Origin of the sequence: Gordonia otitidis (genome assembly GCF_020735545.1) — a bacterium.
Classification (GTDB): Bacteria; Actinomycetota; Actinomycetes; order Mycobacteriales; family Mycobacteriaceae; genus Gordonia; species Gordonia otitidis.
Genome location: NZ_CP085974.1, coordinates 2,598,668 through 2,619,812 on the forward strand (window position 1 = coordinate 2,598,668; position 21,145 = coordinate 2,619,812).

A 21,145-nucleotide genomic window follows, 5' to 3' on the forward strand; every position below is an offset into this window, starting at 1 on the left:
TCGCGTGCCGTGATCCGTCCGTTATCGGTGATGAGCTTATCAGCGAAGTCTGGACGTGCCCTGAGACGACGCTGTCAGGGGGTCTCACCGCTTGTCAGGAAGCATGCGTGCTCGGTCGGCTCACCACCACTGCAGGGCCCGGTGTAGGTCGGCGTCGACCGCGGGGATGAGACTGCGGACGAACGTCGCCGACAGGTGGTGATAGTCGTGCCACACCAGGACGTTTCCGACGACCGCGGGGCAGTAGGTCGGGCTGCACATGGCATCGGTGTAGTCCAGGAACGACATGTTGGGATACTGCGCTGCGATCGCCTGGGCCGGATCGGTCTGCGCCATGGCCACGTCGCGCTCGACCCCGCACACCTGCGGCTTCTTACCCTGCGCCAGGCACTCGGGTGGCTTGAGCTTCCCGTGTGCCCAGGGGTTGTCACGCACGGCGACGACCCGCTGCCCGCGCTCGCGGAACTGCGTGAAGATGTCGGTGTAGTCGGTCGGGACCGTGTCGCCGGGACCGTTCTCCACCGGTCGGGTGCTGTTGGTGAACACGACGTCGGGCTTGTCGACGGCGAGGCGGTCCATCACGCGTCGCGACCAGTCGTTGCACTGGTAGTACTTCTGGCCGAACCAGGTGAACACGTGCGAGGTGGTCAGCGCGCAACCGACCTTGAGGTAGGTGGTCACCCGGAATCCGCGCTGCTTGCCGACGGCGTCGAGTGCGGTGATCCACTGCTCGGCATGCGATCCGCCGACCAGTGCGACCGTGCGTGTTGCCGAGGCGTCGCCGTAGACGCCGACCTTGATCGACGGGTCCTTCCAGCCGCTGATCATCGAGTCGTAGGAGGTGATCGGCCAGTCCTTGTCGACGACCTCCGGACTCGGCTGCGGGTCGACGTGGGGCGTCGGTGCTCCGTCGAGGTAGGCGCGCGCACCCGGGTACAGCCTGGGGTCGAGGTTGTCGGTGTTGACCGTGGCGTTGGCTGCGTTGCGCTGCCAGACGACGGCGGTGGTGCCCGCGATGATCGTCGCGATCACGATCACCGCGGTGAGTGTGACGCGGTAGGCGCGACCGAATCCCGCAGCCCGCCCGGACCGCAGGGGAGCTTCTATGTATCGGGTCGTCAGCCACGCGAGCAGCAGCGACACCACCAGGATCGCAGTGCCCTCGAACCAGCTCACGTCGTCCTGGTAGCGCCACGCGAGGTAGAAGATGAGCAGCGGCCAGTGCCACAGGTAGAGCGCGTAGGCCACCGAACCGAGCCACACCAGCCTCGGGTGCGCGAGTCCGCGGCTGACGACACCCTCGTCGTTCGACGTCGCCTCCCGGGCGGCGGGTGAACCGGTCCAGATCAGTGCGAGCGTCGCACCGACGGGTACCCACGCCCAGACGCCCGGGTACTCCGACACTCCGCTGATCCACCAGCCGCAGGTCACGATGAGGGCGAGTGCCGCCACGCCGACGACGTCGCGCAGCCAGCCGGGCATCGACAGTCGCGGGCGCCCGGGAGCGCGACGCGTCAGCCGCTGCGGGATCACGACCGCCAGCAGCCCACCCGCCAGCGGCTCCCACAGGCGCGCGACCGTGTCGTAGTAGTTGAAGGGTTGATTGACGTCGTGGCGGTACACGGCCCAGACGAACGACACGACGGCGACCGCGAGCAGCGCGAGTCCGACGATGCCGCGGATGACCCTGGCCTCACCGAACACCGCGAAGCGCCGAGCGAGCAACTTCAGGACGCCTCCGAGCGCGAGCATGCAGACGAGCGTGAGAACGAAGAACTGTCCCTGCATCGACATCGACCACAGGTGCTGCAGCGGACTGTTCGCCGAATCGGCTGCCGCATAGTCCTGCGAGTCGAACGCGAGATGCCAGTTCTGGTAATACAGCGCACTAGCCTGGATCTCCGAACCCAAAGGGCCCCAACGGGTTCTGGGCATGACCAGCGCGATCAGCGCGGTGACGACGACCAGCACGACGAGCAGTGCGGGCAGCAGACGACGTGCCAGCCGCCAGAACCGCGGCCACGGGTCGACCGCACGGCGCCACGGCACCGAAGACGAATTCGTTGCTATGACGTGCTTGAGCAACGACGCGATGAAGAAGTAGCCCGACAGCGTGAGGAACACGTCGACGCCGCCGGACACCCGGCCGAACCACACATGGAAGATCGCGACGAGCGCGATCGCAATGCCACGCAGACCGTCGAGGTCGAGCCGATACCCCGAGGTGTTGCCGGTCGCGGCGTCCTCGTTCGGGGTGCCGGGAGCGATCCCGGCGTCGGACAGCGTGGAACTCACAGGCAGCGATGGTACTGCGACAAACCGCCCACCCCGTGGACCCCTCCGGCGCGGGAGGTTTGCGCCTTCGTGCTTCTAAATCTTCTTTCACCACACCGCATCGCGCACGCTGTGCTCACCCGACCTACCGCCCTCACGACAAGGAGCACACATGGCAGAAGAGAACCGCGGACCCCACGACCGCCCGTCCGTCGTGGTCGTCGGCGCCGGAGTAACCGGGACGAGTGCGGCACTCGGCTTCCTCGATGCCGGGTTCGACGTCACGCTCTACAGCGACCGCGACCGGGAATCGTTGCGCGACAAGGTCCCACCGACGGGCGTCGGGGTCTTGTTCGGCAGTTCGCGAGACTGGGACGCGCAGATCATCGACGACCTCTACGAGGTGGGTAACACCACCGGCATCAGCGTCCGACTGTCGTCGGGCGAGGGCGCCGAGCGTGTCGACGTCCTCGAGTTCAACCCCGACTACGGTTATGTCGCACAGGCGGTCGACCTGCGACTGCGCGCCGACGACAGGCTGGGTCGGTTCCTCGAACGCGGCGGACGCTTCGAGGTCGAAGCCGTCGACCCCGACCGCCTCGACGAGATCGCGGCGGCGAGCGACCTCACCCTGGTGGCCACGGGCAAGGGCGGGCTGGCGTCGTTCTTCCCGATCGATGACGAGCGCACCCACTACCGCGAACCGCAGCGTCGACTCCTACAGGTCACGCTGACCGGACTCGACCACGGACCCGACACCTTCGCCTATCGCGCGGCCGACGGCGGACGCCAGTCGCTGTTCAACCTCGACAGCGACAACGGCGAGATCTTCGTCGGTCCCTTCCTACACAAGGACGCAGGTGCGACATGGTCGTTCATCGTCTTCGCCAAGCCCGACGGCGCGTGGGCACCCCTGATCGACACCGTCACCGACTCCGTGTCGGCGCGGCAGGCGATCGTCGACATCTTCGACGAATGGTTCCCCGCCGACGCGCCTGCGATTCACGAACTGCAGGTCATCGACGCCGATCCGTACTCGTGGTTGACGGGCGGTGTCACCCCGACCGTCCGCAAGCCCGTCGGGACGACACGCAGCGGGCACGTCGTCGCGGCGATCGGCGACACCGCGATCGCCGTCGACCCCGTCGCAGGCCAGGGCGCACAGAACTCACTGATCCAGGTCGCCGAGTTGGTGCGGGCCGCCAAGGCGCGGATCGACGACGATCCATCGGCCGAGTTCACGGCGCAATGGTTGACCGATGAGTTCGAGAAGCATTGGGAGAGGAGAGGACACGCGTCGGTGGAGGTGACCCGGCTCTATCTCGGCGATCCCGACTACGCGACCCATCTCGAGTTGGCGTTCCCGGCCGCGGCCGTCAACACCGACGTCGCGTCGGCACTCTTCGGGCTGCTCTCCGATCCCAACCCGCTCCTGACCCTCGGCGACCGTGACGACGTCCTCGGTTTCATCACCGCGGTGTCCGGTGAATCGGCCGATGACGTGCTGGGGAGGTTCGAGCCCGTCGGAAGCTTCGGCTCCAGGGCAGTACCCGCCTGAGCGCTGACGATGTTTGATCTTCCCGGCCGCGGGGTATGCCTGGTAAGGAGGGCAGAACGCCGCTGTCCAGTGCCAGGAGGACGACGTGACCGATACCGCGCAGCATGTCCGAGGTTTCGATGCCCCAGTCCGTGGGTTCGATGCCCGGAGTAGGACCTCCACGCGGGCGCGACTGCCGCGCCCGCGTGGCCCGCTGTCGGAACAACTCATCACCGCACTCGCCGAGGGCACCGAGATGCCGGCGTCCGTGCAGGAGATCACGGACCCCGATCCGTACGGTGACGACCTGCAGTTGGCGCTCTACGTCGCGTACGAGCTGCACTACTCGGGTTTCGACGGCGTCGACGACGACCGGGAATGGGACGTGTCGGTGTTGGCGTTCCGCCGCCGGCTCGAGCAGTTGTTCCTCGGTGCCGTCCGGCGAGACGTCGGCGAACTCGGTGGTCTGACCGCGAATGACGAGATGGACGCGCTCAGCGTCACTCCGCCCGAGGGCGACGGCGTCTCCTACCTACTCCGCGATGAGCCCGAGTGGGACAAGTTCCTGGACCTCTTCGCGATGCGCTCGATCTACCACCTGAAAGAGGCCGACCCCCACGCGTGGGCCATACCGCGGCTGCGCGGCACGGCGAAGGCAGCCTTCGTCGCCGTGGAGTTCGACGAGTTCGGTGGGGGTCGCGGCGAGGCTGTGCACCAAGAATTGTTCGCTGACCTGATGGACGCCGCCGGACTGTGCACTGATCATCTGCACTACCTGGATCGAGCGCCGGGCTGGGCCATCGCACCGGTCAATCTCATGTCGATGTTCGGGCTGCACCGTGCGCTGAGAGCCGCCGCCGTCGGGCACCTGGCGGCAACCGAGATCACGTCGTCACCTGGTTCGGCGCGACTACTCGCGGGGCTGAGGAGCCTCGACGCACCCGCAGAGTGCCAATACTTCTACTCAGAACATGTGGAGGCCGACGCCGTGCACGAGCAGGTCCTGCGCACGGACGTCGTCGGCGATCTCGTCGCAGCGGAGCCAGAACTCGAACGGGATGTGGTTCTCGGTATCCGTGGGTTCCTGCTGGTCGAAGATGCCTTCGACGCCGGGCTGAAGCAGCTCTGGGCCGATGGCGGCAACCTACGCTGAACCGCGGCGCTCGGCTTCGGCTATGTCGAGGGCGACGCTCGACGTCGCCGATGACTGGTGTCGCACAGGGGGTAGGTCCGGCTCCGGCCACAGGCGCACACCGCGACGAGGAACCGGTCTGACTGCACGTGGGTGCCGTCCGGGAGCTCGATGTCGACGGGCCCGGGGATCATCACGGGGCCGCCGCGACTCACCCGCACGGGCACGGCGTCACGTCGCGCATTCATCGACCGCTCACTCATCGCCGCGCACCGTCGGTCGACTCCGCGCGGTGTGCGGCGATGACAGCGAGCTTCTCCGTTCGACGTCCCGGTTCGAGCAGGGCGCGCGCCTCGAGCCACGCGCTCTGCCGTCGCAGCACGGGTCCGAACGGAATGGACTTGGTCGCGACGATCTCGACGTTCAACCCGCTGAAACGCAGCGACTCCACCGTGGTGTCGATGTTCGCGAACTCCGACTGGACCACCAACAACGTTCCGCCGGGAGCCAGTAGGTGAGGGGTGATCGCGCACAGCGTGTTCAACACCCTGCGGCCGTCGGTTCCCGCCTCCCACGAATGTCGGGGCGCCATCTCTGGGTCCAGGACGTCGGCGCTGGCGAGCGGTAGAGCGGGCACATACGGGGGATTGCACGTGACGAGGTCGAAACGGCCGCGTCCGACCAGCGTCGAGACATCGCCGTGTTCCACCGTCACCGCACACGGGGCCTTGTCACAGCGTTCGCGCGCAGCCTCGACGGCGGTCGGACAACTGTCGATCGCGAGGACCGACTGTGCGCCGAGTGCCGCGCACTCATAAGCGATCACCCCGCTACCGGTACACAGATCCGCCACGCGCGCACCGGACGCGAAACCGCCGAGACACAACTGCTCGATCAGCAGCCATGTGTCTTCTTGTGGCCGATACACATCGGTGAGATCGCGGTTGTCCGTCAGCCGATCTGTGAGGGAGGCATCGACCGTCGGGGTCGGAATCGCCGTGATGGGTGTGGAAATCGCCGGGGTACCGGGCTTCATACGTCTCTACCTTTTCTGCAGGATCGAGTGACAATGATCGGAATACCCGAGCGGCGGGAAACCAAACATCGTGACCGGTGTTTGATGTGCGGTGAGGGTGGGTACGCCGCTCTGTGACGGTGGCGCCACCGCGCCGGTCGGCAGGAGGCGAACTGAGACAGGGCGCGCCGGGACGGCACCGGGCGGCAGGACAACGAGACGAGAGGACGACCGTGGGGGATCACGGAATCGCCGACGAACGAGCGACGATCGACGACAGCGTCGGCGCGCTCGACGGCAGGATCACGGTGTCGGTACCTGCGATACCGGACAGTCTGCCGATCATCCGCTCCGTGGTCGAGCACGCGCTGTTCGCCGCGGACTGGGTGTTCGACGACGTCGTCGACGTGAAGCTCGCCGTCGACGAGGTCTGCTCGCAGCTCATGGCAGGCGCGTCCGATCGGGCACCGCGCCTCGACGTCGCCCTGTGCGTCGACGAAGCGGATTTCGTGTGCGACTTCGAAGCCACGGTCGACCCGCGATTCGACGTCGACACAACTGGATTCGGGTGGCGGGTACTCGAGACACTCACCGACGCGCGGTCGGTGAGTGTTTCCGACGACAATGCCTCCGCCTCCTCCGACGGCGCTGCTCGACAGCTGCTGGTCGGTGGTCGGCATGCCAGACCCGACGGACGGGCCGGGCGGAGTATGCGGGTGCGAATCGCCAAGCGCGGCACTGTCGAATGACCGTGGTCTGATGTGCGCCCTACCTGACAGCGGCGTCGACGTCGAGCGCTTCGAGGAGTGCTGTGCACGACAACTGATCGGTGGGGATCGCAGAAGCGCATAGCGCGACGGCGCGGGATACGCACCTGTTCACGGCGCACGTGACGACGATTCCCGCGCGTTTCGCGTCCTCGCAGAAGCGGGCGAGTAGTGCAATACCAGAGACGTTCACGAAGTCCACGGTGGTCATGTCGATGATCGCCGACCCCGGGACCTGCGCGAGAACGGCATCGAGTGCGGCGGCGGCATCGGCAATGTTCCGGGCGTCGATGGAACCGGAAAACTGTTGCAGGGCAACAGTTGCAGGACATCTCGGAATGATCTCGGGCGTCGGCGTCACTGTGACCACGCGCGATCGGGTCGGCGGTGGGGAGAGCTGGATGTCGTGCGAGCTCATACGCGCGTGTCCGTCCATTCGGTTGCAAAGGGTGCGGGTGCATACCCGCTCTGCAGCTGTTGGCTGAACCGCTTCCTTCGACGGTACGGTGCAGAGTGCAGCTCTTCAAGGAAAGTGCGAAAAACGGGCACACCGGAATCCGGCGATCGAGACGGACAATCGAGAAGAGATTTCGTTGACTCCTGCTCCGACGGTCGAGTCGGGTGATCACCCGGACGACTACTCCGATGTCGTCGACATGCTCGGTGAGATGCGGGCGCACCGTGACCCGGTCCGGCGCGCGGTCATCCGCGACGAGGTCGTCTCGCGGTGTCTGCCTCTCGCCGAGAACATCGCTCGCCGATTCGCCGATCGTGGAGAGAACTTCGACGACCTACTGCAGGTTGCGAGGCTGGGACTCCTCAACGCCGTCGACCGTTTCGATCCCGCGCTGGGGACAAGTTTTCTGGCTTTCGCGGTGCCCACGATGATGGGAGAGGTGAAACGGCACTTCCGTGACGTGATGTGGTCGATGAGAGTGCCGCGGCGGGCCAAGGATGCCTCACTCGACATCACGAGAGCCGCCGACGATCTGGTGCAGCGGCTCGGTCGCTCACCTCGTCCGAGTGAACTGGCCGAGTTCCTCGACTTGCCCGTATCCGACGTCGTCGATGGGTTGTTGGCGCGGTCGGCCTACACCTCGGTGTCCATCGACGCGGAATCCGGACAGACGTCGTCGCTCGCCGATCGACTCGGCCACGACGATCCCGAACTGACGCGCGTCGACGAGTCCGTGACCCTTCGGCCGGCGCTGGAGCGCCTGTCGGAGCGGGAGCGCCGCATCCTGTCGTTGCGATTCTTCAGGTCGATGTCGCAGAGCGAGATCGCCGCGGAGATCGGAATCTCCCAGATGCATGTCTCCCGGCTGCTGGCGAAGGCTCTCGAGGCGCTGCGCGCATCACTCTCCGAGACCGACAACTGACGGACGCTGCGATGGTGCAGAGAACGGCGGGGAGCCGCGAGGTCGGCTGTCACCTCACGGCTTCAGCACGATCTTGACCGCGCCCTGAGCCTTGCGTTGGAAGATGTCGTAGGCATGTGCGGCGTCGTCGAGAGGAAGCTCATGTGTCGCAAAGGAATCGACACCGAGGGGGTCGTCGTCGCCGAGGAGGGGCATGATGTCGCCCACCCACTTCTTCACGTTCGCCTGGCCCATCCGCAGCTGGATCTGCTTGTCGAACATCGTCAGCATGGGTAGCGGGTCGGCGCTACCGCCGTACACGCCGATCAGTGACAGCGTTCCGCCGCGGCGAACGATGTCGATTCCCGAGTACAGGGCAGCGAGCCGGTCGACTCCCGCGTGCTCCATGACGGGCTTGGCGGCGGCGTCGGGGAGCAACCCCACAGCTCGCTGAAGGAATCGGGCCGCGGGTGAGCCGTGCGCCTCCATACCGACCGCGTCGATGACCGCGTCGGTCCCTCTGCCGTCGGTACGGTCGCGGATCTCGTCGCCGATATCGTCGACCGCCCGCAGATCGATGGTCTCGATGCCACGCTGCTCGAGCCTGGCGAGCCGCTCGGGCACGAGGTCGACGCCGATGACGCGCGCTCCGCGGTGGGCAGCGATGCGCGCCGCCATGTCACCGATCGGGCCGAGGCCGAGGACGGTCACCGACCCGCCGGACGGGATGTCCGCGTACTCCACTGCCTGCCAGGCCGTCGGAAGTACGTCCGAGAGGTAGACGTAGCGCGAATCTGGGGCGTCGTCGGGCACCTTGATGTGTGTGAACTGGGCCTGGGGTACCCGGAGGTACTCGGCTTGCCCGCCGGGCACCGAGCCGTAGAGCTCCGAATACCCGAAGAGTGCTGCTCCCATGTGCTGTGCGCGTACCTGCGTGGTCTCGCACTGTGTGTACAGCTCGTCCGAGCACATGTGGCAGGTTCCGCACGAAATCTGGAACGGGATGACCACGCGGTCTCCGACGGCGAGGTCACCCGCGGCGGTGCCCACTTCTTCGACGATCCCCATCGGCTCGTGGCCGAGGATGTCGCCGGGATTCATGAATGCCCCGAGCACTTCATAGAGGTGCAGGTCCGAACCGCAGATGTTGGTCGACGTCACCCTGATGATCGCATCGGTCGGTTCTTCGATGACGGGGTCGGGCACGTTTTCGACACGCACGTCTCGTCGGCCCTGCCAGGTCGCTGCTCGCATCAGTTCTCCGTTTCGGTGTCGGGTCCTTCCCCGCAGCATGCCCACACCGAACGGCTTCGAAACATGGTCGATCCGAGCTCAGTTGGTATCGGCCACCTCGTCGAGCGGTAGGTGTGAACTTAGTAGGAGCTGATCGAATTGTTGTCGGGTCGGACCGGACATCGTCACTCCGCTACTCGCGGTGACGATGTTCGAGCAGATCACGTGGAGTTTGGTGTTCGACGTCTGCGACCTCCACCGGAGAACCTCGAACGCGCGGTCGTCGCTCACGCTGTAGACGAGCATGATCATTCCCTTGGCCTGCTCGATCACGGACTGCGTCTTCCGGAACTGGTCGATGTGGCGGTCTACCTCGCGTAGGGCTTCGGTGTGCATCTCGGTCATGTCGAGGTAGAACCCCTCGGTGCCGATGGCAAGCCCGTCGCTGTCGAGCATGGGCTGTGCCACGACAGTGACATGTCGCGTTCGTCCCGCCTTGTCGACGATCCGATGCCTGCTCGAGAACGGTGTGCGGTGGATGAGCATGTCGTGCACCATCGTCTCGAACGCGTCGCGATCGTCGGGGTGCTTGTGCGTGGCGAGCAGTGCGGTGGTCGGGGTGACCTCACCGGGCCGGTAGCCGTGCAACCGTGCGACCTCGTCCGACCACTCCCATGTCTCGCTCTCGAAGAAGAAGCGGAAACTACCCACGTGCTGGGCGTCGTCGGCCCCTGCATTCTGACGGGATTCGTCAAGCACTTTGACCCCTACATACGTCGAAGAACACTGCATGCCACGGGCTCGGGCAGAAGAACATTTTACTCGACGACGTCGGTATCGATGCGGTGGCCGACACCGGTCCGCGAGCGGCGGGACGTGAGCGGGATCCGCTCGTCATGAGCCGTTCGCGTGGATGTCGTTGGTGATGCGTGTGATCAGCTCGAGTATCTGCGCGAACGCCTTCGACTTTGGATCGACGAGCGACGAGTGTGTCTGTCCGGGCATGATGATCGCCTGCGCCCGGCCGCCCGCTTTCGCGTCCGCCGCGACGTAATCCTGCGACAAGACATGCGGCACCACCCGATCCGAGGTGCCGGCGATAGCGATCACCGGCGTCTGCGGATCGAGGTTCTGTATCGGATCGACCGACGCGTAGCGATCGGGAACCTCGTCCGGGGTGCCGCCGAGTACACGCACGATCCGGGTGTCGCCCATCTCGACTGCGCGCCGCATGTCGAGCGGTCCCGCCAGCGAGACGACCGTCGTCGGGCGGAAGACAGGGGAGGCGCCGACCTCGTCGCTGCGGAGTTCGTGTCGGGTGCTGGCCCAGACCGCGAGCTGCGCGCCGGCGGAATGTCCGACGACGACGGCGTTGCGCAGGTCGAGCTGAGGATAGGCCTTCGCGAGGTCGGGGATCGCGTCCATCGCGGCAGCGACGTCGACAAACGTCGTCGGCCATCCGCCGCCGTTACCGACGCGCCGGTACTCGATGTTGACCACGCCGAGGCCGCGCTCGGCCAGTCGTCGCGCAAAGGTGGCGAACGTCCCGGCGCCGATCTTCGCCTGCCAGGCACCGCCGTGGATGAGCACGACCAGCGGTACCTTTCCGCGCCGCGGCGGGAGGTAGAGGTCCATCCAGTTCTGTTGTGGATCGGCCCGCCCGGTCGGCACAGCGTAGAAGTACCGGTGCAGCGTCATGCCCGACGCGGGCGACTGGTTGTCCATGTCCTTGGCAGCCGCACCCTTGGGTACCGCGGCCGACACCCGCGCCGTCGCGGGCACGGCCCCCGTGGCCGCACTCGCCGAGGTACTCGGAGTGCTGTGCGGCGCGGCGGGCGTTGCGCATGCACCCGTCACCGCGCACACGGCGGTGAGCACGGCGAGAGCGAGGACTCGGACCGGCAGGGTCCGAGCCCGGAAGCTGGCCACTATGGCAATGTCCTCGGCGTCGGGGTCGAGCTGCAGTGCAGCGGGTGCGAGAAATTCGCGTATCCATTGTGCCTGCACATAGACGCCCATTCCTGATCTGATCGTGTGAGATCGTACGAATATGCGACGAAGGGAGGAGCCGGGGATGGCGCAGCCAGGGTGGACATTGTCCGATGCGCCCGATCTGTCCGGACGCAGGGCAGTCGTCACCGGAGCCAACTCCGGGGTCGGGCTGGCGACCGCGACCCACTTCGCGTACCTCGGGGCCGATGTCGTGCTCGCGTGCCGCAACCTCGACGCGGCGCATACCGCGCGCGACACGATTCTCGCCGATGTGCGCCCAGCGGGTTCGGTCGACATCGTGCAGGTGGACCTGAGCGACCCTGCTTCGGTCCGACGCGCGAGTGACGAGTTCCTCGAGCGCTATCGGGTGATCGACATCCTGGTCAACAACGCCGGCGTGATGAAGGGGACTCGGGAGCTCACGCCCGGCGGCATCGAGATGGATTTCGCCACCAACTTCCTCGGGCACTTCGCACTCACAGGTCAGCTTCTCGATCTGTTGCGTGCCGGCGACAGCGCTCGCATCGTGTCGGTGTGTTCGAAACTGTCCAAGGTCGGCAGACTCGACCCCCACGATCTCGCCATGGACACGGGCTACAGTCCTGCCGCGGCGTACTCGCGGTCCAAACTGGCGCAGGCCGTTTTCGCGGCTGCTCTGCAGCGCCGGCTCGCACTGCTCGGCGAAGGTGCCCCGTCCTCGGTGCTCGCGCATCCGGGCGCGACCCACAGTTCGGTGATGCGCGATCAGGGTGTGCTCAGTTGGCTGTTCACCACGCCGAGCCTGCGACGGTTGCGAGGCACCTTCATCATGGACCCGGCGGAGGGTGCACTGTCGTCGGTCCGTGCGGCGACCGACCCGGGGTTGCTCGGCGGTCAATACATCGGCCCGGGTGGGTTTCTGGGATTGTCGGGCGCACCGGTTCTCGTCGCGCCGCCGGAGGAGACCGACGACCTCGGTCTCGCACGCGCGCTGTGGGAGGTCGCCGAGAAGACGACCGGCGTGGTGTTCGATCTGCCGGAGCACACGGGCTGAGCGACGTCGACGCGAGTCGTCCGGGGGTAACCGGCTGGTGAGGTCAAGTTTCTGCGCCGCGACGATCGGACGTCTAGTGTCGAAAGCACGGCGTTGAAACAGCCCGGCGCCATTTGACAGCCCCTCGCCGATCACAGCCGTTGGAGGCGATATGTCCGACAAGAACGATTTCTATACGACGCGGGACTCCGGTGCACCTGCCGGAAGCGACGAGCATTCGCTCACCGTCGGTGCGGGTGGTCCCATCGTCCTGCACGATCACTACCTGATCGAGCAGATGGCGCAGTTCAACCGCGAACGAATTCCCGAGCGGCAGCCCCACGCCAAGGGAAGTGGTGCGTTCGGCACCTTCGAGACCACCGAAGACGTGTCCGCGTACACGTCGGCGGCGCTCTTCCAGCCCGGCGTGAAGACGGAGATGGTAGCGAGATTCTCGACGGTCGCCGGTGAGCGAGGAAGCCCCGACACGTGGCGCGACCCGCGTGGCTTCGCGCTGAAGTTCTATACGTCAGAAGGCATTTACGACATGGTCGGCAACAACACGCCGGTCTTCTTCGTGAAGGATCCGCTGAAGTTCCAGCACTTCATCCGGTCGCAGAAGCGTCGCGCCGACAACAACCTCCGCGATCACGACATGCAGTGGGACTTCTGGACGCTCTCTCCGGAGTCTGCCCATCAGGTCACCTGGCTCATGGGCGATCGCGGAATCCCGAAGACCTGGCGCCACATGAACGGCTACAGCTCACACACCTATCTGTGGGTCAACGCCGAGGGCGTGAAGCACTGGGTGAAGTACCACTTCATCTCCGATCAGGGCGTCGAGTTCTTCACGCAGGACGAGGCCGATCAGATGGCTTCTGCCGACACCGATTTCCACACTCGCGACCTCTTCGAGAACATCGCCGGTGGAGGCCGACCGAGCTGGACGCTCAAGGTGCAGCTGATGCCCTACGACGACGCCGTCTCGTATCGCTTCAATCCCTTCGACCTGACCAAGGTCTGGCCGCACAGCGACTATCCGCTGCACGACGTCGGCAAGATGACGCTGCACACCAACCCGACCGACAACCATGCTCAGATCGAGCAGGCGGCATTCGAGCCGAACAATGTCGTGCCAGGAATCGGATTCAGTCCCGACCGCATGTTGCTCGGTCGCGTGTTCGCCTACGCGGATGCGCATCGCGCGCGACTCGGCGCTAATTACAAGCAGATTCCGGTCAACGCACCGCGCAACGATGTACACAGTTACTCCAAAGACGGTGCGATGCGTATCAATCCGGTGACCGATCCGGTGTACGCACCGAACTCCAAGGGTGGTCCGGCCGCAACGTTCTCCGGCCAGGATGAGCCCCAGTGGGCCGCCGACGGTGACATCATCCGCAGCGCCTACGTCGACCATCCCGAGGACGACGACTGGGGTCAGGCGGGCACCATGGTCCGCGAAGTACTCGACGACGCCGCACGGGATCGGTTGGTGGACAACGTCGTCGGTCACCTGCTCAACGGTGTGACCGAGCCGGTGCTGGCGCGTGCCTTCGAGTACTGGAGTCGCGTCGACTCCGATCTCGGCGCGAAGATCAAGAAGGGTGTCACGGAGAAGGCCGACGAGTCCGATCCGAAGGCCGCCGACCAGGGCAACCCTGCCCGGACGTCGATGCAGCAGAAGGTCTGACGCCCCCTCTGCCGAACGAGGCGCCCAGTGGGCTGTATACGGCGCCCAGTGGGCTGAATACGGCGCACAGCCGACGGGAATTCCCGCCGACTGTGCGCCGTATCTCGTCGAGTGGGCGCTTGGTGGTGCCGAGTGGGCGCTTGGTGATGCCGAGTGGGCGCTCTATCCCGCCGACTGTGCGCGTGCGTCAGCCCTGCGCCGGCATGACTCTGTGCAGAAAAGCCAACAGGTACATCAGACCTGCGCCGTCGCGGACGTCGTCGTGGCCGGCGTTGACGGGGTGGAACTCGTAGCGCGTTCCTGCGCGCCGGAACCCGCGGAGTAAACGCAGCGTGAGTGGCAGCGGCACGCGAGAGTCTCTCCAGCCGTGCACGATCAGCATCGGTGCGCCGTAGCCCCCGGTCGGTACCGCCATGTACTCCCTGAGGGCACGTCGGAACTCGTTGTCACCCAGTGGTTTCGACACCACGGAACCCGCCGCCACTCCGGCGACGAGTTCAGGCCAGGCGGCGCTGCACACCGCCGTGATCGCATCGGAGAGTCGTCGACCGGTCGGGGTCAGATACGAGCGCACGTCGACGCGCTGTGGAGTCGCCGTCATCCCGGCCAACACGGCGAGCAGGCTACCCACCGGGAAACCGGGAATCGACGGCATGCCAGGCCGTGCCATCGCGAAGACGTGTTCGATGTTCGACGCGGGCGCCAGCGCCGCGGTGCCGTGAAAGATCAGTTCTGGTGCGTATGTCGAGGCGCGGTGTCCGGTCGCCAGCGCAGCGTGCCCGCCCTGCGATTGTCCGGCCACCGCCCAGTGCTGCGACAATTCGCGGACACCGACGCGTGCGGCGCGGACGGCGTCGATGGTCGCGGTCGACTCGGTGTCGGTGTGCAGATAGGGATGAGGGCCCTGCGTGCCCGGACCGAGGCCCAGGTAGTCCGGTGCCACGACGGCGTAGCCGGCGGCGTTGAGCCGACCGATCGCCTCGCCCGTGCCCGCCTCCAGGTCGGGAGAGCCGGTGAGCCCGCAGTGCTCCGACAACCCGGAGGTCCCATGGGTCCACGCGACCACCCGCCAGCCGTCGGCGGGTACGTCTGCATCCGGTAGACACACCAAACCCGTTGCCGTCACCGAGGATCCGTCCGGCCCGGGAGTTGTGTAGACGAGCCGGCGAACCGAGTGCAGCCCACCCCAGGAGTCGATCGGTTCGAGTCGGACAAGGTCAGGCCGTCGACTCATCATCACCCCTGTCACACCTGGCACCCGCCGGTCGGGTCACCGCGCGTGAGGGCCATTCAATCACCGGGGAGCGCCGGACGTCGGCGAGTGCACCGGATCGGCCGGGACGGATGTCTCGTCGGGCGAACGTTGGCATAGTGAGGGCATGGACCTCAGTGACGCGATGCGCACGACGTTCGCTGCGCGGCGCTACACCGACGACCCGCTCCCCGACGACGTGCTCTTCGACATCCTCGATGACGCGCGGTTCGCTCCCAGCGGCGGAAACCGCCAGGGTGCGCACGTCGTCGTGGTGCGCGACGACGAAACCAAGCGCCGACTGGCCGAACTCAGCAAGCCAGCAGCGCGACGCTACCTCGCGCAGAAGGCCGCAGGGGAAAGTCCGTGGAATCCGGTGAATCCGCCCTCGGTGAGCGAGGCCGATCTCGCCGCCGTCGACGGTGTCGACGCCTTCGTCTCGCCCCTCGTCCACGCCCCGGTTGTCCTGGTGGTCTCGGTCGATCTCGCGGTGGTCGCTGCAACCGACCAGGATCTCGACCGGATCGGCGTGATCAGCGGTGCCTCGATCTACCCGTTGGTGTGGAACATCCTCCTCCAGGCACGCGCCCGCGGATACGGAGGAACCGTCACGACGATGGCCACGGCACGAGAACCCGACGTACGCGAACTCCTCGGCCTGCCGCCGACGTACGCGGTTGCCGCGGTGCTGCCCATTGGCAAACCGGTCAAACAACTCACCAAACTTCGTCGACAACCGGTCGACGAGTTCGTCACGATGGAGACATTCGACGGTCCGCCGTTGCGAGCCGGGACGGAGACCGAGTGAGCGTGTGCCCAGGGCACCACCCGAGGAGGACCAGTGAGTGAACGTCAGGTACTGCTTCCGAATGCCGAGCATCCCATCACCGTCGAACCGGCGTCCGAGCACGTGCGGGTCAGCGTCGGAAACCAGGTGATCGCCGAGACCGATGCGGCGCTCGTGCTGCGCGAGGCGTCGTATCCGCCCGTCTACTACGTCCCGCGTGACGATCTCGGCGCAGAGTTCCTCACGCATAGCGGGCACCACACGTACTGCCCCTACAAGGGTGAGGCGAGCTATCACGGGATCGCTGCGTCGGACGGATCAGAGCTCGCCGACAAGGTCTGGTACTACGACGAGCCGTATCCCGCCGTCGCCGACATCGCCGGGCACGTCGCGTTCTACCCGGATGCGGTGAGGATCGAGACCACGACCAGGGAGGGGTGAGATGGACACACAGACCATCGGAGACACACTCGAGATAAGGCAACTGCTCACGCGCTATTCGACCGCTGTCGACGCCAGGGATTGGACGCTGTACCGATCGGTGTTCACCGACGACGCCGAAATCGACTACACGTCATCGCCTTTCGGCATCACCGGAGGCGTCGACGACGTCGTGGACTGGCTCGAGCGTGGATTGTCGTCGCTGGAGATGACAATGCACTACGTGATGAACATCGACGCGGAGATCCGCGGCGACACGGCCTCGGTGCGCGCCCAGTTCTTCAATCCCATGCAGATTCCCGGACTCGGCGAACAGAGTTCGTGCGGCGGCTACTACCACCACGAACTCACGCGCACCGACGACGGCTGGCGCAGTAGGTCGATGCGCGAGGAGATCGTGTGGTTCGTGAACTCTCCCGTCGGCTCCCATCGCTGATCGGCCGGATAGCGGCTTCAGTTGTCCGGATAGTCCGCCAGGGCGTCAGCGGCTCGGACGTATGCCAGGTGCGACAGCGCCTGCGGCATGTTGCCCACCTGTCGGCGGGCGTCGACGTCGTACTCTTCGGAGAACAGCCCGACGTCACTGGCCGTCGCCAGCCCCTGGGACATCACCTTTTCCGCGTCCGCACGACGCCCGCTGCGCGCGTACTGCTCGGCGAGCCAGAACGTGCACGCCATGAAGGGATGTTCGGTTCCGTCCAGGCCGTCCACGTGTGACGACGTCCGGTAGCGCAACACCAGACCGCCATGCATGAGGGTGTTCTCGATGGCCTCGACCGTGGCAAGCATCCGCGGATCGTCGAAGTCGCAGAACCCGACCTGCGGCAATTGCAGTAGCGAGGCGTCGACCTCGGTGGTTCCCGGATACTGCACGAACCGGCCGGTCTCCTCATCGACCATGGTCTCCTCTATCTCGGCACGCACCTTGTCGCGCAAGGCTTTCCAGTGGTTGGCCGGACCCTTCAGGCCGTGGTCCTCGACGGCACGCACACCGCGGTCGAATGCTGCCCACACCATCGCCCGCGAATGAGTGAACTTGCGCAACGGTCCCCGTATCTCCCAGATGCCGTTGTCCGGCTCGTCGATGTGCTCCTCGGCACGCTTGAGCAGCTCACGCTGCAGCGACCACGAGATCTTGTTCTCCGGGAGACCCGCGGCGCGCGCCGCGTCGAGCGCGACGAGCACCTCGCCGATCGTGTCGGCCTGGAACTGGTCGACCGCACCGTTGCCGACACGCACGGGTCTCGAACCCTCGTAGCCGGGGAACTGGGGCATCTCGAGTTCCGGGAGTTCGCGCTCGCCTGCGATGCCGTACATGATCTGCAGCTGTTTCGGATCCCCTGCGATGGCGCGTAGCAACCACATGCGCCAATGTTCGGCGACACGCACGAATCCGTGGCAGACGAGAACGTCGAGAGTCAATGCCGCATCACGCAGCCAGACGTATCGATAGTCCCAATTGCGTGATCCGCCAATGGATTCCGGAAGCGAGGTGGTTGCTGCAGCCACGATCCCACCCGTGTCGAGATTACTCAACGCGCGCAACGTGATCAGCGATCGCACGATCGTTGCGTCGCGCGACCCGGTGTGATCGATCCGCCCTGCCCATTCGGTCCACCAGTCGTGGGTTTCGCGCAGTGCGACGTCGACGTCGAGCGGCTCGGGTTCTTCGCGATACGAGTGGTACCAGGTGAGCACCAGGTCGACGGTGTCGCCCTCGCGCACGGTCGTCGTCGCGCGGTGGACGTGGTCGGTGGCCTCCAGGGCGATACCGCGGACGATCACGGCATCGGGCCCTGCGACCGCCCGCAGTGCTGGATTGTGCTCGTCGCCGTGTTGCAACACCCACGGGACCACCCGGGCATAGTCGAACCGCATGCGCAGTTCCGTCTCCATCTCGACGCTGCCGCTTATCCCGACGATCCGACGGACGAGGTCGACACGTCCGCCGTCGATCGGCATGAACTCGTGCACCTCGACGACGCCGTCTGCCGTCTCCCAGCGTGTCACCAGGATCAGCGTCTCCCCGTCGTAGCGGCGGGTCACCCGGGCGTCGAGATCGGTGGGCGCGAGATGCCACGACCCGTGGTCGGGAGCCCCCAGCAGACTGCCGAAGATCGATGCGCTGTCGAAGCGCGGTACACACAACCAGTCGACGTCTCCCGTGCAGGAGATCAGCGCACCGGTGCGGCAGTCCCCGACGAGTGCGTAGTCTTCGATGTAGGCGGCCATGATCTCGATTCTGCCTGTGATCGCAGCCTGCCCGGTGAATCTCCACGTATCGGGCACTGCAAGAGAACCACCGTCGAGGAGGAGCACGTGACCGGGACATCGAACAGTGACTCGCAACTGACCACTCTGATCATCTTCGGTGCGACAGGCGATCTCACCAAGCGTCTGCTGCTACCCGCACTCGGCCAACTGCTCGGACTCGAACCGGATCTCGACGTGCGTCTGGTCGGCGTCGGCCGACACGATCTCACCGACGATCAGTGGCGTGACAAGGTGCGCGAGGCATTTGCCGACGAGCAGTCCGACGCGGCTGATCGTCTTGCGAACGAGACGGTCTACCGCCAGGGCGATCCGACGGTGTCCGACGACCTGCGCAGAATCCTCGGCGAGGCGCAGGGCAGGCCGGTGCTGTATTTCGCGGTGCCGCCGTCGGTGACACGCAAGGCATGCGAGGCGCTCCGCGACGTCGACCTTCCGCCCGGCACCACCCTCGCGCCCGAGAAGCCATTCGGTAGCGACGAGAAGAGCGCCCGTGAACTCAACAAACTGCTCCTCGATCTGGTCCCCGAGAACCAGATCTATCGCGTCGACCACTTCCTCGGTCAGTCCGTGCTCCTCGACCTGCTCGGCGTGCGACTGGCCAACCGCGTCTTCGAGCCGGTCTGGTCGGGTACGCACATCGAGTCGGTGGTGATCCGCTACGACGAGAGTCTCGGACTCGAGGGCCGGGCGGGCTATTACGACGGCGTGGGCGCGATGCAGGACATGATGCAGAGTCATCTGCTGCAGCTCCTTGCGGTTGTCGCGATGGAGCCGCCTGCGACGCTGGGCGAGCGGGACCTGCGCGATGCGATCGGCGCGGCACTGCGTTCGGTGCACCTGTGGGACGACGACCCGGTGACGGCGTCGCGACGGGCGCGCTACACCGCGGGCGAGGCAGGCGGTAAATCGTTGCCCGATTACGTCGACGAAGACGGCGTCGATCCAGCCAACAACACCGAGACCCTGGCCGAGGCCACCTTCGAGGTCCGCACGATGAGGTGGCAGGGAGTGCCGTTCACGTTGCGTTCGGGCAAAGCGCTCGAGCCGGAGGCGAAGGAGATCGTCATGACCTTCCGTCCGCTGCGGCACATCCCCGAGCAGTTCGAGGGCGAGGTCGAGAGGAACGTCCTGCGCTTCACTTTCGGGCACGATGCGATGTCGGTGAAGCTCAACGTCCATCGCGGGTCACATCCGTTCTCGCTCAAGACGGTCGACCTCGACGCCGACTTCGGCAACGCCTCGATGCGCGCCTACGCTGAGGTGCTGTCGGGCATCATCAAGGGTGATTCCACACTGGCCGTCCGCGGCGACGCGGCCGAAGAGTGCTGGCGCATCGTCGACCCCATCGTCGACGCGTGGCGTGCCGACAAGGTGCCGATCGACGAGTATCCGGCAGGAAGTTCCGGTCCGGCGGACTGGCCCGAGTTGCCGCTGTAGGTACCGGGACTGGGGCAGACCGAATCATGTTGCAGCAGTTGATGCGTGAGATGTTCAGTTCGATGGTCGAGGCGAAGGACATCTCCAAGGTCGAGGAGTACTACGACCCCGACTTCATGCTCTACACCAACGGACAGGTGCAGGATTTTGCCGCCTTTCGTGCGGGCCACGAGCGCGTCTATCCCACCGGCATCTCCTACTCGGTGCGCTACGACGACGACGCCTGGGTGGAGAACGGTGATCGTCTTGCCGGGCGGGTGTGGATCACCACCAGCCGCCCGGGCGAAGACCCCACAGAGATCGAGGTCATGCTGATCGCGCAGTTCCGCGGCGGTCGAATTCTGCGGCTGTGGGAGCTCACCTGGCCCGACTGGTCGAACATGAAGGCGTTCGATTCCTATGACGGGTGATGTCGTGGCGGTCTCCCGCCGGTGCCTCGCGCGCTAGCCTCGACGTTGTGGCCCTCCCGCGTATTCCGTCGACCGTTCGACGCGCCGTCGCCGATGTCACCGTCTCGTTCGACGCCACGCCGGACGAGGCCTTCGACTATCTCGCCGACCCACGCAATCGGCCGCAGTGGCAGGCGAGTCTGCGCGCGATCACCGATGTGATGCCGCTCGGCGATCACCCCGGTGACGTCGGAACGTCGTGGACCGATGTGACTGTGGTCCCCGGTGTGCGGCCACGGATGGAGGTCGTCGGGAGCGACCGGCCGCAGCGGTGGGTCGAGATCGGCCAGTGGAGATTCGTCGACGCCGCGCTGGTCCTGACGGCCGAGCGGGCTTCCGACGGCTCGACGACCGTTGGTGCGCGGGCCGTGTTCACACTTCCACTCGTGCTTGCCCCGGTCTTCGTCCCACTCGCGATCGTGGTGCCCCCGGCCATCCGTGTCGATCTGCGGGCAGCGGCAGACGCGATCACCGCGCATCGCGAAGCGTGAG

General features: G+C 65.9%; 21 protein-coding genes. 12 read left to right on the plus strand and 9 right to left on the minus strand.

Annotation, left to right across the window (positions count from 1 at the left end; genetic code table 11):
• Positions 1-120 precede the first annotated feature (120 nt).
• Positions 121-2,295, minus strand: coding sequence for an acyltransferase family protein (locus LK459_RS11830; RefSeq protein ID WP_227918496.1), 2,175 nt, complete (start codon positions 2,293-2,295; stop codon positions 121-123).
• Between the two features lie 151 nt (positions 2,296-2,446).
• Here LK459_RS11830 and LK459_RS11835 point away from each other — a divergent pair, with 151 nt between their 5' ends.
• The gene (locus LK459_RS11835; protein ID WP_227918502.1) at positions 2,447-3,832 is read left to right on the plus strand and encodes a styrene monooxygenase/indole monooxygenase family protein; all 1,386 of its coding nucleotides are present in this window, start codon (positions 2,447-2,449) and stop codon (positions 3,830-3,832) included.
• A gap of 85 nt (positions 3,833-3,917) precedes the next feature.
• Complete coding sequence (locus LK459_RS11840; protein ID WP_227918503.1) at positions 3,918-4,964, plus strand: iron-containing redox enzyme family protein; 1,047 nt, start codon at positions 3,918-3,920, stop codon at positions 4,962-4,964.
• A gap of 20 nt (positions 4,965-4,984) precedes the next feature.
• Here the strand turns inward: LK459_RS11840 and LK459_RS11845 are convergent, their stop codons facing one another.
• Both LK459_RS11845 and LK459_RS11850 read right to left on the minus strand, forming a co-directional pair.
• Positions 4,985-5,191, minus strand: coding sequence for a CDGSH iron-sulfur domain-containing protein (locus tag LK459_RS11845; protein ID WP_373279021.1), 207 nt, complete (start codon positions 5,189-5,191; stop codon positions 4,985-4,987).
• 11 nt (positions 5,192-5,202) lie between these two features.
• Entirely contained in the window at positions 5,203-5,979 is a 777-nt protein-coding gene (locus LK459_RS11850) for a methyltransferase (RefSeq protein ID WP_007238579.1), read from the minus strand.
• Positions 5,980-6,191: 212 nt separating this feature from the next.
• Here LK459_RS11850 and LK459_RS11855 point away from each other — a divergent pair, with 212 nt between their 5' ends.
• Complete coding sequence (locus LK459_RS11855) at positions 6,192-6,707, plus strand: anti-sigma factor (protein WP_227918504.1); 516 nt, start codon at positions 6,192-6,194, stop codon at positions 6,705-6,707.
• A gap of 19 nt (positions 6,708-6,726) precedes the next feature.
• Here the strand turns inward: LK459_RS11855 and LK459_RS11860 are convergent, their stop codons facing one another.
• The gene (locus LK459_RS11860) at positions 6,727-7,143 is read right to left on the minus strand and encodes an STAS domain-containing protein (protein WP_227918505.1); all 417 of its coding nucleotides are present in this window, start codon (positions 7,141-7,143) and stop codon (positions 6,727-6,729) included.
• Positions 7,144-7,318: 175 nt separating this feature from the next.
• Here LK459_RS11860 and LK459_RS11865 point away from each other — a divergent pair, with 175 nt between their 5' ends.
• Complete coding sequence (locus LK459_RS11865; protein WP_227918507.1) at positions 7,319-8,104, plus strand: SigB/SigF/SigG family RNA polymerase sigma factor; 786 nt, start codon at positions 7,319-7,321, stop codon at positions 8,102-8,104.
• A gap of 54 nt (positions 8,105-8,158) precedes the next feature.
• Here the strand turns inward: LK459_RS11865 and LK459_RS11870 are convergent, their stop codons facing one another.
• From LK459_RS11870 to LK459_RS11880, 3 genes are all read right to left on the minus strand, one after another.
• Entirely contained in the window at positions 8,159-9,337 is a 1,179-nt protein-coding gene (locus LK459_RS11870) for a zinc-dependent alcohol dehydrogenase (RefSeq protein ID WP_227918509.1), read from the minus strand.
• A gap of 78 nt (positions 9,338-9,415) precedes the next feature.
• Positions 9,416-10,075 carry a PAS and ANTAR domain-containing protein gene (locus LK459_RS11875; RefSeq protein WP_007238584.1) on the minus strand — a complete coding sequence of 220 codons (660 nt, stop codon included), beginning with the start codon at positions 10,073-10,075 and terminating at the stop codon, positions 9,416-9,418.
• 135 nt (positions 10,076-10,210) lie between these two features.
• Positions 10,211-11,335 (minus strand): alpha/beta hydrolase family protein, encoded by a 1,125-nt coding sequence (locus tag LK459_RS11880; protein WP_227918511.1) that lies wholly within the window; start codon positions 11,333-11,335, stop codon positions 10,211-10,213.
• A gap of 55 nt (positions 11,336-11,390) precedes the next feature.
• Between LK459_RS11880 and LK459_RS11885 the strand changes: the two genes are divergently transcribed.
• Together LK459_RS11885 and LK459_RS11890 are read left to right on the plus strand one after the other, a co-directional pair.
• Entirely contained in the window at positions 11,391-12,341 is a 951-nt protein-coding gene (locus tag LK459_RS11885) for an oxidoreductase (RefSeq protein ID WP_227918513.1), read from the plus strand.
• Between the two features lie 151 nt (positions 12,342-12,492).
• Positions 12,493-14,013, plus strand: a complete 1,521-nt coding sequence (locus LK459_RS11890) for a catalase (protein ID WP_227918515.1) — start codon at positions 12,493-12,495, stop codon at positions 14,011-14,013.
• Positions 14,014-14,200: 187 nt separating this feature from the next.
• On the opposite strand, the gene LK459_RS11895 is transcribed toward LK459_RS11890, so the two are convergent.
• Positions 14,201-15,247 (minus strand): lipase family protein, encoded by a 1,047-nt coding sequence (locus tag LK459_RS11895; RefSeq protein WP_227918516.1) that lies wholly within the window; start codon positions 15,245-15,247, stop codon positions 14,201-14,203.
• A 145-nt stretch (positions 15,248-15,392) separates the two neighbouring features.
• Here LK459_RS11895 and LK459_RS11900 point away from each other — a divergent pair, with 145 nt between their 5' ends.
• Genes LK459_RS11900 through LK459_RS11910 form a run of 3 tightly spaced genes read left to right on the plus strand, consistent with a single transcriptional unit; the run spans position 15,393 to position 16,929 of the window.
• Positions 15,393-16,073 (plus strand): nitroreductase family protein, encoded by a 681-nt coding sequence (locus LK459_RS11900; protein WP_227918518.1) that lies wholly within the window; start codon positions 15,393-15,395, stop codon positions 16,071-16,073.
• Between the two features lie 33 nt (positions 16,074-16,106).
• On the plus strand, positions 16,107-16,493 hold the full coding sequence (locus LK459_RS11905) for a DUF427 domain-containing protein (protein WP_007238590.1): 387 nt from the start codon (positions 16,107-16,109) through the stop codon (positions 16,491-16,493).
• A gap of 1 nt (position 16,494) precedes the next feature.
• Complete coding sequence (locus LK459_RS11910; protein ID WP_007238591.1) at positions 16,495-16,929, plus strand: nuclear transport factor 2 family protein; 435 nt, start codon at positions 16,495-16,497, stop codon at positions 16,927-16,929.
• A 17-nt stretch (positions 16,930-16,946) separates the two neighbouring features.
• On the opposite strand, the gene LK459_RS11915 is transcribed toward LK459_RS11910, so the two are convergent.
• Complete coding sequence (locus tag LK459_RS11915) at positions 16,947-18,725, minus strand: glycoside hydrolase family 15 protein (protein ID WP_227918519.1); 1,779 nt, start codon at positions 18,723-18,725, stop codon at positions 16,947-16,949.
• An 87-nt stretch (positions 18,726-18,812) separates the two neighbouring features.
• Between LK459_RS11915 and LK459_RS11920 the strand changes: the two genes are divergently transcribed.
• Genes LK459_RS11920 through LK459_RS11930 form a run of 3 tightly spaced genes read left to right on the plus strand, consistent with a single transcriptional unit; the run spans position 18,813 to position 21,144 of the window.
• Positions 18,813-20,204, plus strand: a complete 1,392-nt coding sequence (locus LK459_RS11920) for a glucose-6-phosphate dehydrogenase (protein ID WP_227918521.1) — start codon at positions 18,813-18,815, stop codon at positions 20,202-20,204.
• Positions 20,205-20,230: 26 nt separating this feature from the next.
• Positions 20,231-20,614: a nuclear transport factor 2 family protein gene (locus LK459_RS11925; protein WP_039993916.1), complete on the plus strand. Its 384-nt coding sequence runs from the start codon at positions 20,231-20,233 to the stop codon at positions 20,612-20,614.
• Positions 20,614-21,144 carry an SRPBCC family protein gene (locus tag LK459_RS11930; RefSeq protein ID WP_227918522.1) on the plus strand — a complete coding sequence of 177 codons (531 nt, stop codon included), beginning with the start codon at positions 20,614-20,616 and terminating at the stop codon, positions 21,142-21,144. Before LK459_RS11925 ends, LK459_RS11930 begins: the two co-directional genes overlap by 1 nt.
• Position 21,145: the final 1 nt, after the last annotated feature.

Bases quoted from the DNA above. Each gene is read 5' to 3' on its own strand.
- LK459_RS11835 (WP_227918502.1), top strand. From the start codon at position 2,447: ATGGCAGAAGAGAACCGCGGACCCCACGACCGCCCGTCCGTCGTGGTC.
- LK459_RS11845 (WP_373279021.1), bottom strand. From the start codon at position 5,191: ATGAATGCGCGACGTGACGCCGTGCCCGTGCGGGTGAGTCGCGGCGGC.
- LK459_RS11850 (WP_007238579.1), bottom strand. From the start codon at position 5,979: ATGAAGCCCGGTACCCCGGCGATTTCCACACCCATCACGGCGATTCCG.
- LK459_RS11860 (WP_227918505.1), bottom strand. From the start codon at position 7,143: ATGAGCTCGCACGACATCCAGCTCTCCCCACCGCCGACCCGATCGCGC.
- LK459_RS11870 (WP_227918509.1), bottom strand. From the start codon at position 9,337: ATGCGAGCAGCGACCTGGCAGGGCCGACGAGACGTGCGTGTCGAAAAC.
- LK459_RS11880 (WP_227918511.1), bottom strand. From the start codon at position 11,335: ATGGGCGTCTATGTGCAGGCACAATGGATACGCGAATTTCTCGCACCC.
- LK459_RS11885 (WP_227918513.1), top strand. From the start codon at position 11,391: ATGGCGCAGCCAGGGTGGACATTGTCCGATGCGCCCGATCTGTCCGGA.
- LK459_RS11890 (WP_227918515.1), top strand. From the start codon at position 12,493: ATGTCCGACAAGAACGATTTCTATACGACGCGGGACTCCGGTGCACCT.
- LK459_RS11895 (WP_227918516.1), bottom strand. From the start codon at position 15,247: ATGAGTCGACGGCCTGACCTTGTCCGACTCGAACCGATCGACTCCTGG.
- LK459_RS11900 (WP_227918518.1), top strand. From the start codon at position 15,393: ATGGACCTCAGTGACGCGATGCGCACGACGTTCGCTGCGCGGCGCTAC.
- LK459_RS11910 (WP_007238591.1), top strand. From the start codon at position 16,495: ATGGACACACAGACCATCGGAGACACACTCGAGATAAGGCAACTGCTC.
- LK459_RS11915 (WP_227918519.1), bottom strand. From the start codon at position 18,725: ATGGCCGCCTACATCGAAGACTACGCACTCGTCGGGGACTGCCGCACC.
- LK459_RS11925 (WP_039993916.1), top strand. From the start codon at position 20,231: ATGTTGCAGCAGTTGATGCGTGAGATGTTCAGTTCGATGGTCGAGGCG.
- LK459_RS11930 (WP_227918522.1), top strand. From the start codon at position 20,614: ATGTCGTGGCGGTCTCCCGCCGGTGCCTCGCGCGCTAGCCTCGACGTT.